Source organism: Streptomyces sparsus (assembly GCF_054776295.1).
In genome coordinates this window covers 1-12,138 of record NZ_BAAHCA010000064.1, presented here as the reverse complement: position 1 = coordinate 12,138, position 12,138 = coordinate 1, and the positions used below count along the sequence as shown (strand labels likewise).

The 12,138-nt window shown below is 72.1% G+C and carries 11 protein-coding genes and 1 pseudogene; 4 read left to right on the top strand and 8 right to left on the bottom strand.

Going from position 1 to position 12,138, the window contains the following annotated elements; genetic code table 11:
* Positions 1–56: 56 nt before the first annotated feature.
* Complete coding sequence (locus ACYVE9_RS06510) at positions 57–1,436, bottom strand: FAD-binding oxidoreductase (RefSeq protein WP_461026761.1); 1,380 nt, start codon at positions 1,434–1,436, stop codon at positions 57–59.
* 160 nt (positions 1,437–1,596) lie between these two features.
* Between ACYVE9_RS06510 and ACYVE9_RS06505 the strand changes: the two genes are divergently transcribed.
* Complete coding sequence (locus ACYVE9_RS06505) at positions 1,597–1,947, top strand: VOC family protein (RefSeq protein ID WP_461026760.1); 351 nt, start codon at positions 1,597–1,599, stop codon at positions 1,945–1,947.
* A gap of 5 nt (positions 1,948–1,952) precedes the next feature.
* Positions 1,953–3,152 carry a class I SAM-dependent methyltransferase gene (locus ACYVE9_RS06500; protein ID WP_461026759.1) on the top strand — a complete coding sequence of 400 codons (1,200 nt, stop codon included), beginning with the start codon at positions 1,953–1,955 and terminating at the stop codon, positions 3,150–3,152.
* A gap of 69 nt (positions 3,153–3,221) precedes the next feature.
* Here ACYVE9_RS06500 and ACYVE9_RS06495 read toward each other — a convergent pair whose 3' ends face one another.
* From ACYVE9_RS06495 to ACYVE9_RS06465, 7 genes are read right to left on the bottom strand one after another with little or no spacing between them, the layout of a single operon-like run.
* Positions 3,222–4,091 (bottom strand): alpha/beta fold hydrolase, encoded by an 870-nt coding sequence (locus ACYVE9_RS06495; protein WP_461026758.1) that lies wholly within the window; start codon positions 4,089–4,091, stop codon positions 3,222–3,224.
* A 22-nt stretch (positions 4,092–4,113) separates the two neighbouring features.
* The gene (locus ACYVE9_RS06490; protein ID WP_461026757.1) at positions 4,114–5,478 is read right to left on the bottom strand and encodes an FAD-dependent oxidoreductase; all 1,365 of its coding nucleotides are present in this window, start codon (positions 5,476–5,478) and stop codon (positions 4,114–4,116) included.
* A gap of 2 nt (positions 5,479–5,480) precedes the next feature.
* Positions 5,481–6,311, bottom strand: a complete 831-nt coding sequence (locus tag ACYVE9_RS06485) for an ABC transporter permease (protein WP_461026756.1) — start codon at positions 6,309–6,311, stop codon at positions 5,481–5,483.
* Positions 6,308–7,126, bottom strand: coding sequence for an ABC transporter permease (locus ACYVE9_RS06480; protein ID WP_461026755.1), 819 nt, complete (start codon positions 7,124–7,126; stop codon positions 6,308–6,310). The genes ACYVE9_RS06485 and ACYVE9_RS06480 overlap by 4 nt, the downstream gene beginning before the upstream one ends.
* Positions 7,123–8,061 (bottom strand): ABC transporter ATP-binding protein, encoded by a 939-nt coding sequence (locus ACYVE9_RS06475; RefSeq protein WP_461026754.1) that lies wholly within the window; start codon positions 8,059–8,061, stop codon positions 7,123–7,125. Before ACYVE9_RS06475 ends, ACYVE9_RS06480 begins: the two co-directional genes overlap by 4 nt.
* Before the next feature lie 53 nt (positions 8,062–8,114).
* Positions 8,115–8,384 carry an acyl carrier protein gene (locus ACYVE9_RS06470; protein WP_461026753.1) on the bottom strand — a complete coding sequence of 90 codons (270 nt, stop codon included), beginning with the start codon at positions 8,382–8,384 and terminating at the stop codon, positions 8,115–8,117.
* Between the two features lie 49 nt (positions 8,385–8,433).
* A complete protein-coding gene (locus ACYVE9_RS06465; RefSeq protein WP_461026752.1) occupies positions 8,434–10,098 on the bottom strand; it encodes an AMP-binding protein in 1,665 nt (554 codons plus the stop codon).
* Positions 10,099–10,248: 150 nt separating this feature from the next.
* Between ACYVE9_RS06465 and ACYVE9_RS06460 the strand changes: the two genes are divergently transcribed.
* Together ACYVE9_RS06460 and ACYVE9_RS06455 are read left to right on the top strand one after the other, a co-directional pair.
* Complete coding sequence (locus tag ACYVE9_RS06460; protein ID WP_461026751.1) at positions 10,249–11,853, top strand: (2,3-dihydroxybenzoyl)adenylate synthase; 1,605 nt, start codon at positions 10,249–10,251, stop codon at positions 11,851–11,853.
* Positions 11,850–12,138: pseudogene (locus tag ACYVE9_RS06455) on the top strand (4'-phosphopantetheinyl transferase family protein); the annotation flags it as partial. The gene ACYVE9_RS06460 and the pseudogene ACYVE9_RS06455, both read left to right, overlap by 4 nt.

Here is a 12,138-nt window from a genome sequence, read left to right as displayed (position 1 = left end):
GTGGGTCCGGCCGCGTCCCGCGGCCGGACCCACCGGTGTCGGTTCGCGGGCCGGTGTCAGCTCGCGGGCTTGATGTTGTTGTTCGTGTGGAAGAAGTTCTCGGGGTCGTAGACGGCCTTGATCCGGGTCAGCCGCTCGTAGTTGGTTCCGTAGGCGTCCTCGATGCGCTCGGCCGAGTCCGCTCCCAGGTGGTTGGCGTAGACCGCGCCGGTGGTGTACGGCAGGAGTTCGGCGTACACCTTCTCGGTCCACTCGACGGCCTCCTCGTCCTTGGCCGGGTCGGTCCAGGAGGTGAGGATGCTCGTCAGGTAGCCCTCGCGGTGCGGGAAGGGGGTCTCCGACGCCGGCACGTTCGACATCACCCCGCCCATCAGGCCGCCGCCGACCAGGCTCCGCTCGGAGGGGGCGTTGACGAAGCCGTCGGCCAGGACCTGCAACGGCTCGTCCCGCAGTTCGGGCAGCAGGAACGAGCGCGGGTAGTACCGGTGGCCCGCGACGGTGTTCTCGTCGAGCATGCGCTGCACGGCCACGTACGGCATCGGTCCGCAGAAGTCGAGGAGCGCGCCGGTGCCCAGGCCGCGCATCCGACCGATCAGGTCCTCGGTGCTGTCGTCGGGGGCCGCGTGCACGAAACCCAGGCCGATGGCCGGTTCGCCGCCCGGGGCGGTGAGGAAGGCGAAGGAGGTGGTCAGCTCGTCGGGGGCGGTCCGGTTGAACTCGTCGAGCCTCCGGGCCACGTCCACCGTCTGGTCGATGGGGAAGGCCAGCAGGCCCGCCATGCAGTCGCCCTGCGGGTACAGGTCGAACTCGAAGCGGGTGGCCACACCGTAGTTGCCACCGCCGCCGCGGATCGCCCAGAACAGGTCGGGATGGTCCTGCGCGGTGGTGGTCACCAGCTCGCCGCTCGCGAGCACGATGTCGGCGGAGACGAGGTTGTCCACGAGCAGACCGCGGTAGCGGGCGAGCCAGCCGAGGCCGCCGCCGAGGGTGAGTCCGCCGATGCCGATGTACGACTCCTGGGAGCCGGTCACGGCGAGGCCGAAGCTGGTCGTCTCGGCGTCGACGTCGCCCTGTTCCAGTCCGGGCTGGACGACCAGGCGGCGCTTCGCGGGATCGACCCGGATGCCGCGCAGCCGGGAGGTGTCGAGCAGCAGTCCGCCCTCGACGGTGCCGGTGCCGGCGAAGCAGTGGCCGCCGCCCTTGACGGCCAGCTCGACGTCGTTCTCACGCGCGAAGTTGACGACCTTCACGACGTCGGAGGCGCCGTCCACCTGGACGATCGCCCCGGGGCTCTTCTGGAAGTAGCCGTTCCATATCTGCTTGCGCTCGTCGTAGTCGACGTCCTGCGCGGTGATGGTCCGGCCCCTGATCGCCTCACCCAGCTCCGCGAGCCTGGATTCCGGGATGTCCGTGCCGGTCGCGGTGACGAGTCCCACGTCAGTCCTCCTCTGGGGTTGGCGGGTTCGGCCGGCGCACACTCACGCGGGGAGGCCGATGCGAGGAGAACGTACGGCCGCGGCAAGGGCCGTGAGACGAGTGTGAAAGAGGGTGGAAAGGCACCGCGGGCGTCGCCGTGGGCCGAATACGCTGGCGCACATGTCTGTACTCCGCGCGATGCCGCTGCTCACGGTGAGCGATCTCGATTCCGCAGTGGAAGCCCACGTCCGGGTCACCGGAATGGAAGTGATCATGAATCACGGCTGGATCGCCACGCTCGCCCCGCCCACGGACCACTCCGTGCAGGTCAGCCTGATCACCCAGGACGCCACCGGGCCGGTGAACCCGGCGGCCTCCATCGAGGTGGAGGACGTGGACGCGGCTCTCGAAGGGGCCCGTGCCGCCGGTCTGGAGATCCTGTACGGACCGGCGGACGAGGAGTGGGGAGTACGGCGCTTCTTCTACCGGGACCACGACGGCAACGTCGTCAACGTCCTCGCCCACCTCTGACCGCCGTGGCCGCCGCCTACCGTCGTACCGCCCCCGGCACACGCTCCCCCGACGCCCCCCGCACGCCGCCCGGCCGACCGGGGAGGCCCGGCGGACCGGCGGCGGACCCCACGCAGGCGTTCTCGCTGCGGCTCTTCGGCGCCGGGCTCGCCTCGGCCGAACTGATGACCTGCTTTTTGGGCCTGGAACTGGGCCTCTACGAAGCCCTGCGCCGCACCGGCCCCGCCACGGCCGCACAGGTGGCCGAGGAGGCCGACCTCGACGCCCGGATGGTCCGGGAGTGGCTGGAACAGCAGACCTGTGCCGGTGTGCTGACCGTCGACGTGCCCGAGGCACCGCCGGAGGCACGGCGGTTCACGCTGCCACCGGCACACGCGGAGGCGCTCCTCGACGCCGACAGCCCGAACTGGATCGCCCCGCTGGTCGTGATGCCCATCGGCGGCATGGCGTCCGTGCTGCCGCAGTTGGTGGAGGCCTACCGCGGTCGCCGGGGACTTCCGTACGCGGCCTACGGCGAGGCCCTGCGCGGCGGCCAGGCGGGCCTGAACCGCGGTGTCTTCGACCACCACCTGCCCGGCTGGATCAGCCGCCACCTGCCCGACATCGACGCCCGGCTGCGGGTCCCCGGCAGCAGCATCGCCGACGTGGCATGCGGCTCCGGCCTCTCCACCCTGGCCCTGGCCCGGATGTTCCCGGACGCCGAGGTGCACGGGCTCGACCTCGACGAGGCGTCGATCAGGGACGCCGAGGCGAACCTGGCCGCCACCGATCCCGCGGACGGCCTGCGCGACCGGGTCACGTTCCGGGCCAGTGACGCCGGTGACGCCGAGGTGACCAATGACGCCGGAACGGCCGGTCACACCCTGGTCTGCGTGTTCGACGCCCTGCACGACATGTCCGCGCCGGTGGACGTGCTGCGGGCCTGCCGTCGGCTGATGGCTCCCGGGGGCGCGGTGCTGCTGATGGAGCCGTCCGTCGGCGAGCGGTTCACCCCGGCCGCGTCGGACAGCGAGCGCTTCCACTACTCGGTGAGCGTGCTGCACTGCCTGCCCGTCGGTATGAGCCGGACGCCGAGCGCGGCCACGGGCACGGTGATGCGTCCGGACACCGTGCGCGCGTACGCCGCCGACGCGGGCCTGGCCACCCGCGTCATCGACGTGGGGCACCCGTTCCACCGGCTGTACCGACTCAGCGCCCTGCCGTGACGGGCGGTACGACAGCGGCTCCCGGCCTCACACGGAGGCCGGGAGCCGCTGTCGTACCGCGAGAGGGCGTCAGCTCCCCTCCGCACGGTCCTCGGCGATGCGGCGCGAGCCGCGCGGAGTGCCGACCTTGCCGGACCGCAGGTAGTCGGCGACCAGCGCGTTGACCTCGGTGGGCTTCTCCAGCAGGGACGCGTGGCCGCAGTTGCGGATCTCGGTGTACTCCGCGGTGGGGATCAGGTCAGCCAGCTCCCGCGACAGGTGCCGGGGCGCGACGATGTCGTGCTCCATGCCCACCACGAGCAACGGCGTCCGGACGGCGGCCACTTCCTCGTCGCTGGGCCGGAAGTCGGTGCTCGCCTCGGCGTGACCGATGGCGCCGTGCCCGCCCGACTCGGCCAGGCCCGCCAGCCCCTCCAGGTAGGGAGCGATGAACTGGTCGCGGTTGAGCGCGCGCGGCCCGAACAGGTACATCGCCCGGAAGGTCCCCTCCAGCAGGGCCGGGATCTTGTGCCCGTTCTTGAGCCGCTCCACCGCCTCGGCCTGGATGGCCTGTTGCAGCTTGCCGGGCTTCCACGGGACGCCGATGAGGGCGGCGCGCTCGATGAGGTCGGGGCGCTTCATCGCCAGCTCCAGCAGGATCATCGCACCCACCGAGTAGCCGATGTAGGTACAGGGGCCCAGCTCCAGCGCCTCGTTGAGCGCGGCCAGGTCCTGCCCGAGCAGTTCCACGGTGTACGGCGGAGGGGTCTCCTCGGACGGATGCACGCCGCGCAGGTCGAAGGTGACGACGCGGTAGCCGGCCTTCGTCAGCTGCGGCACCTGCATGGTCTCGAACAGGGATGCCTGGTGCTGGCCGGGCACGAGCACGACCACGGGGCCGTCCTCGGGACCGTAGACGTCGTAGCTCAGCGTGACGTCCGTGGGCAGGGTGACTTTCATGGTGTTTCCCTTCTGTGGGCGCTCAGCCGGTGACCAGGCGCTCGAAGTCCTGACGGTTGGGTCCGACGTGCTCGCGTCGGAGGTCGGGGTGTTCGCGCAGGAACGCGAGCACCCGGCGGGCCACCTTGCGGTCGCGCATCAGCTCGGCCGGGGTCAGCAGCATGTGGTAGACCCGCTCGGCGGCGACCCGGACGTGCTCGTCCTCCTCGCGCAGGACCGCGAGGGCGGTGAGCACGCGGGCGGTCAGCGAGTCGTCGTGCGCGCCGCCCGCGAGTTCGGCGAGCCGGGCGGCGTCGGTGGCGACCTGCTGCTCGAACCACTGACCCAGGCACTGCTCGGTGGCCTCGTGGGTCTCCGTCGCCCAGTCCACCGGGTCCTGGTCGAGGCGTCCGAGCCGTTCGGCGACGGTCTGGGCGTGCGCCAGGGCGAGGGAGACGCCTCGTCCGAAGGTGGGGTTGGTCTGTACGCAGGCGTCGCCCACCAGCGCGAAGCCGGTGACCAGCGGAGCGCCGTCCGCCGTGAGCGACCGGCGGCGGTTCTCCAGCCCGGCCATCGGCATCGGGTCGCCGACGGGTGTCGCACCGTGCAGCCAGTCGCGTACCGGGGGCACGCTGGCCAGGAAGCGGAGGTAGACCGCGCGCTCCAGCAGCCGGGTCCGTACGGGGTCGTGGGAGGACACGGTGGTCGACAGGTGGAAACGGCCGTTGTCCCCGGGGAAGGCCAGCACGGTGGCGAAGTCCAGCTCGTGCACCACCGGGGCCGCCAGGGACGGGAACCGCTGGTCGCCGCCCAGCGCGAACTCCTGGGCGATGTAGGAGAACCCGCAGGACTGGGCCGTCTCCCGGGGCGGGGCGCCACCGATCGCGGTGAGCCAGGCGGCCGCCGCCGACCTGCGGCCGGTGGCGTCCAGCACCACGTCGGCGGTCGCTTCACCGCCCTCCGCGAGGCGTACCCCGTGCACGTGGGGAACACCGTGCGGCGCATCGGTGCTCAGCAGACCGGTGGCCCGGTCCCGCAGCAGCGTGACCGCGGGGTCGGCGGCGACCCTGCGGCGCAGCGCGGCCTCGAAGACCAGCCGGCGGCTGAGCAGACCGAGGTCGTCGCCGCCGGTCTCCAGCTCCACGGGGACCGCGCCGCGGCCGGTCAGGTCCGCCAGCACCTCGGGGCACTCCTCCCGCAGCACCCCGATGCCCAGGCCGAGCAGGGCGTGCCCCTGACGGGCGTGCGGCACTCCGCGCCGTTCCCAGTCGGCCACCTCGGCGTGGGCCCCGCCGCCGGGTGGCGGGCCGTCCCGTTCGACGAGCGTCACGCGGTGTCCGCGCTGGGTGGCGAAGGTCGCGAGAGCCAGACCGGCCACCCCCGCGCCCAGTACGACGACGTCCGCCATGCTCAGCCGCGCTTCACGAGCATCGCGAAGCGCCGCGTGGCGACGACCGTGCACACCGCCGTGAGGCCGAGGGTCCAGGCGGCGGTGCCGAGCACCGGCGCGGTCAGGGCGCCCTGGTGGGAGAGCCCGACGAGCGCGTCGGTCGCCAGGGAGACGGGGTTGACGCTCACCACGGGCTGTATCCAGTCCGGGAAGGCCTGCAGCGGTACGTAGCCGGTGGACATCAACGTCAGGACGAGCGTGGGCATCTGCACGTAGCGCACGATGATGCCGGGGTGCTGGGCGACGAGCGCGACGGCGACGGCCAGCGCGCTGCACATCATCCCGAACAGCGCCACGATGCCGAAGAAGCCGAGGACCGCCGGCAGCCCCTGGGAGAACCGGAAGCCGACCGTGTGGGCGACGAGCGTCACCAGGACGGCCACTGCCATGATGCGTACGAAGTCGCCTCCGATCCGCCCGAAGACGTACGCGCGCATGTCCAGCGGCATCGCGCGCAGCCGGTTGAACACGCCACTGCGGATGTCGCTCCACAGGGCGATCGCGGTGGTGAGGATCGAGGAGAACGCCGTGGTGAGCACGATCAGCGGGGCGAGCCGGCGAACGTAGTCGACGTCCTGGGTGTCGCGCACCAGCACGCTGAAGGCGGCCAGCAGCATGAAGAGCTGAAGCAGTGGAAAGGCGACGGTGACGATGATCATCATCCGGTTGCGGACGAACTGGCGGATCACCCGTCCGGCGATGATCGCGGAGGCCCCGGCCAGGGTGGTCGGTTCGGGCGAGGGGGACGGCAGCACCGTCGGTGCGACGGGCCCCGGTGACTGCACGGTCATCGGATGGCCACCTTCCTGAAGGCGACGGTCGTGGTCCACGAGAAGAGGGCGACGAGCCCCACCAGCCAGGCGAGGCCGGGCAGCGTCGCGCCCCAGGTGAGTTCGGCGGTCGACAGGGCGCGCAGCGCGTCGATCACCCCGGACACCGGCGACGCCGAGACGATCGGCTGGAGCCAGCCGGGGAAGAGGTCCGCCTCGACGAAGCCGGTGGAGAGCACCAGCAGCGGCAGGTACGGCAGGTGGAGCACCGCGCTGAGCGCCTCCAGGTTGCGCAGGCGCAGCGCGATGGTGGCCGTGGCCAGCGACAGGGCGACGGTGAACGCCACGGCGAACACGACGAATCCCAGTGCGGCGAGCACTCCGTGGTCGAAGCGGAACCCGACCAGATGCCCGGCGAGGACGACCGCGACGCTGGACAGGAGCCCTTGCAGCGCCACGACGGCCAGGTGCGCCAGGCTCATCGCGCGCATGTCGACCGGGCTGGTCAGCAGGCGGGAGAAGACGCCGCTGGAACGGTCGGCGGCCAGGTCGGTGGCGCTCCCGATGGCCACGAACATCAGGGCCTGGACCAGGACGGTCGGGGTGACGAAGCGGCCGAAGTCGATGCCCCGTTCGTCGAGCATGCCGGCGAAGGTGCAGTAGAAGATGGCGAAGAAGAGCAGCGGCTGCACCACGGTGGCGACCAGTCCGCCCCGGGAGAACGAGCGCACCCGCACCCGGTCGAAGAGCACCTGGAAGTCGTGCTGCCAGCCCGCCGGGCGGCCCGGTGGCGGCGGGGCACCGGGCACCGCGGCGACGTCGGTGGTGGTGCTCATCGGCTGGCCTCCTTCTCGATCGGCTCGGTGAACGCGAAGAAGACCTCGTCGAGCGTCGGCTTGGTCACCTCGATGTCGGCGATCCCCAGCCCCTTTCCGTCCAGCCGGGCGAGCACCCCGGCGACGTCCTCGGGACGCGACATGGGCACGGCGACCTTGTCGCCCTCGGCGGTCACGCCCGGCAGTTCACCGAGGGCGAGGCGCGCCGCTTCGGCGTCGGCGGCGCTGGTCAGGGTGAGCCGGCACATGAGGCCGCCCACGTCCCGCTTGAGCTCGTCCGACGAGCCGTCCGCGAGGACGCGGCCCTTGTCGATGACGACGATGCGGTCGGCGAGCTGGTCGGCCTCCTCCAGGTACTGCGTGGTGAGCAGGACGGCGACCCCCCGTGCGGCCTCGGCCCTGACCATCTCCCACAGGAGTTTGCGGCTGCGCGGGTCGAGGCCGGTGGTCGGCTCGTCCAGCACCAGCACCGGCCGGGGGACCACCAGGCTGACGGCGAGGTCGAGGCGTCGCCGCATACCGCCGGAGAGGTACGCGACGGGGGTGTACGCCGCTTCGCCCAGCTCGAACCGCTCCAGCATCTCCCCCGCCCGCTGCTGGGCCTCGCCCTTGCCCAGGCCCAGCAGCCGGCCGAAGAACACCAGGTTCTCGCGCGGGCTGATCTGTTCGTCGAGGGCGGCGAACTGGCCGGTGACGGCGATGTTCGCGCGCACCAGGGACGGGTCGGTGCCGGGGTCGTTCCCCAGGACGCGGATGGTGCCGCCGTCGGGCTGCAGCAGTGTGGTCAGGCAGTTGATGAGGGTGGTCTTGCCCGCTCCGTTGGGGCCGAGCAGGCCCACCACGGTTCCGGTGGGAATCCGCAGCGACACCCGGTCGAGCGCGGTCTGTTGGCCGAATCGCTTGGTGAGGTCCGAGAGGGAGATCGCCTCGGTCATCGTGGCTCCTTCATTCCTTCATGGCGTCGTCGTGCTCGGATGGGTGGTGGCGATCACGACGGCGTCCGGACCTCGACCTGGCTCAGGACGTACGTGAGCACCTGTTCGGTGGTCTGGATGGCACGTCCGGTCTGCTCGTCGATCGGCGGCAGGTCGAAGTCGTCCTCGATCGCGAACGCCATCTCCAGCAGGGCCAGGGAGTGGAACCCGAGGTCCTCGACCAGACGCATGTCTTTGCCCGGCTCGAACCGCCCCCGCTCGGGGGCGAGTTGCTCGATGATCGCGAGCACGGTCTCGCGCACCTCTTCGCTGGAGTAGGACATGTGGTCTCCTGTTCTGGGGGCCGGTCGGGCAGTGGTGTTCCGGGGCCGGTCAGGCGGGAGCGTCGGTCGTGGCGGGCACCGCGTCGAAGGCGTGCTCCTGGCTGAGGCGCTGCCAGAGCTGACGGCGGCGGCTCTTGCCGCTGCTCGTGCGGGGGATCTCACCGCGCGCCACCCGGGCGACGTGCCGGCGGGTGCCGGGGCAGGCGGCGGCGAGCACGTCCTCAGCCACTTCGGCGGCCCGGCTGTCGAGTCCTTCCAACACGGCCACGGCGTGCGGGCGTCCGTCCGCCTCACCGAGCACGACGCAGACCCTGCTCAGGTTGAGTCCGGCCCGCCCGAGCATCAGCTCGACGTCCTCGGCGAAGAGCGAGCGGGCGTGGACCTTGACGCTGTCGCCGAGCCTGCCCAGCACGTGGAACTCGCCCGCCAGCTCGAAGGCGACGTCGCGGGTGAGGAGCCGTCCGTTCTCGAAAGCGGTGCTCTCGGCGGAGCCGTCCGCGAGATAGCCGTCGGCCAACGAGGAGCCGGAGACGGCCAGTTCGCCGACGTGTCCCTGGGGCAGCGGTTCTCCGTCCTCGCCGACGACCTGCACCGTCAGGCCGTCCAGTGCCCGGCCGCAGCTCATCACCTGGACCGTCTCCCGGTCCGTGGCCCCGGCCGCGAGGCTCACCCGCGCTCCGATCGTCAGGTCGTCCCGGTGCACGCGGGCCGCGCGCGGGACCTCCTCGACGGGCACCCCGGTGACGGCGAGCGTGCTCTCGGCGAGGCCGTAGGCGGGGGTGAGGGCGCGCGGGGAGAGGCCGTGCGGGCGCATCAGGTCGGTGAAGCGGGTCACCAGCGCGGGGTCGATGCGTTCGGCCCCGACGATGACCGCCCGGGTGCGGGACAGGTCGGCGCCTTCGAGGTCGGCGTGGCCGACGCGGTCCACGATGCGCTGCAGGCCGAACGCCGGGGTGGCGGTGATCGTGGCGGGCCGGTCGACCCGGTTGGCGTCGAAGCGGGTGACGTACGACAGCGGGTGGCGCAGGAAGGTCTCCGGCCTGCACACCGCGAGCCGGTTGTTGCCGGAGACAGGCACCACCAGGCAGCCGATGAGCCCCATGTCGTGGTGCATCGGCAGCCAGGAGCACCAGGAGTCGTCTCGGCCCGCCCGCTCCCAGGCGCGGATCGCGGCGGTGTTGGCGTCGAGTGCGGCGTGGCTGATCCTCACTCCGCGCGGCCGGCCCGAGCTGCCCGAGGTGAACTGGACGAGGGCCTGCTCGTCGGGCGCCCGTCGGCCGGGCTCGCCCAGGGCCAGCTCCTCCAGAAGCAGTACGCGCGTACGCGGCGCGGTCTCGGCGAGCACGTCCACGGCGTAGTCGTGGTGGGCGGCGTCCACCACCACGGTTCCGGCGTCCACGGCGGTGACGGCGGCGCGGACGTGCGCGCGGGCGGCCTCGCCCGACATCCGCGTGGGGGGCGCCAGTACGCTCACCACACATCCGGCGGCCTGCACCCCGTAGAAGGCGGCGATGAGGTCGGGTCCGGTGGAGCACAGCAGCGGCACGACGGCCCCGCGGGGCACGCCCTCCCCGATCAGCCCGCCCGAGATCCTGCTCGCCGCGTCGGCGAGCTGGGGGTAGGGCCGGTACGTGTGGGACGTCTCGTCGAACATCTCCACGCCGGTGTCGTCGCGGGGTGCGTCGAGCCAGCTCAGCGTATGTGGTCGGCTCATCCATCACTCCTCGGCGGGGTGTCCCGGAAAGCCGGGAACTCTTCGGCGACGCTCGTGACGATAGAAGCGATCACAGAGGCGGCCGTCGTCTCTTTCACGCCTCTGTTCGTCCCGGGCGGTGCCCCCCGACGGGCCGGAAGACTGGCCGCCATGGATGAGTTCACGCCGTGGAGCGACGAGGACGCCGCCCGCTACCGGGCCGCCGGGATCTGGCGGGGGGTGCCACTGGGCGACGCGCTGACGAAGGCGGCGCTGGCCTTTCCCGACAGGACCGCGGCCGTGGACCGCCGACGCCGTGCCACGCACGGCGAGGTGCACGCCGAGGCCGACGAGATCGCACACGGTCTCCTGGCCATGGGGGTGAACCCCGGCGACCGCGTCATGGTCCAGCTCCCGAACGTCGTCGAGTTCCTCACCGTCACGGTGGCGATGTTCCGGGCGGGCGTCATCCCGGTGTTCGCGCTGCCGGGGCACCGGGAGAGCGAGGTGCGGCACCTCATCGAGGCCTCCGGCGCGGTCGGCTACGTCACCGCAGGCCGCTTCCAGGGCTTCGACTACCGCACCCTCGCCCGCCACGCCGCGTCCCTGCCCGGCGTCCGCACGGTGATCGTGGCGGGCGACAGCGAGGACCACACACCTCTGGACCGGGTGTGCGCCCAGGGCGCCGACGGCGGACCGCTGCCCGGGGTCGATCCGTCCGGTGTCGCGTTCCTGCTGCTCAGCGGCGGCAGCACCGGCAAGCCCAAGCTGATTCCGCGTACGCACGACGACTACCTCTTCAACATCGCCGCCTGCGCCCGGGCTCTGGAGTTCGACGCGGAGAGTGTGTACCTGGCGGTGAACCCGGCGGCCCACAACGCCGCCCTGGGGTGCCCGGGAGTGCTCGGCGCGCTGCTGGTGGGCGGCAAGGCAGTGCTGGCCGCGAGCCCCTCCCCCGACGAGGTGTTCCCGCTGATCGAACGGGAGGGCGTCACCCACACCACCGTGGTGCCCGCCCTCGCGGCGCTGTGGTCCAAGGTCGCGGAGAACCGCCCGGTGGACATGAAGGGGGTGCTCCTCCAGGTGGGCAGCTCCAAGTTCGACGAGCAGGCCGCCGGGCGCACGCAGTCCGCGCTCGGCTGCCGGATCACGAACTGGTTCGGCATCGGCGAGGGCCTGCTCACCTACACGCGCCTGGACGACCCGCAGGAGGTGGTGCACGGCACCGAGGGCCGCCCGCTGTCCGAACTCGACGAGATCCGCCTGGTCGACGAGGAGTTGCGCGAGGTCCCCGAGGGTGCGGTGGGCGAACTGGTCACGCGGGGCCCGTACACCATCAACGGCTACTGGAACGCGCCCGAGGCGAACCGCACCTCGTTCACCCCCGACGGCTTCTTCCGCACCGGCGACCTCGCCCGGCTCACCCCCGAGGGCAATCTGGTGATCGTCGGGCGCGCCAAGGACGTGATCAACCGGGGCGGCGAGAAGGTGTCACCCGACGAGATCGAGGGGCACCTGCGCACCCACGAGGCGATCGACGACGCCGCGGTGGTGGCCCGGCCGGACGCGGAACTCGGCGAGGCCACCCTCGTGTTCGTGACCCCCCGCGCGTCGGGGAAGGCGCCGTCACTGGTGGAGATCAAACGGTACCTGGCGGGCAGGGGGCTGGCCGCGTTCAAGCTGCCCGACGAGGTGCGCGAGCTGCCGGTGCTGCCGCGAACCCCGGTCGGCAAGATCGACAAGGTGGCGCTGCGGGCGACGGCGGTATCCGGTTGACCCGTACGACGGCGGACTCCAGCGTGCTCCGGACCCTGCTGCCGGCGTACGCGTCGGCCGGGGAGACCACGTGCGAGCTGACCGGCCCTGAACTCTTCGAGGCGGAACGGCGGCAGGTGGCCGACGTGTTGCCCGCGCGCCGTGCCGAGTACGCCACGGTCCGGCGGGTGGCACGCGCCTGCCTGGCCGAGCTGGGTGTGCCGCCCGTTCCGCTGGTGCGCGGCGTCGATGGAGCGCCCCGGTGGCCGGCCGGGACGGTCGGCTCCCTGACGCACTGCCGGGGCT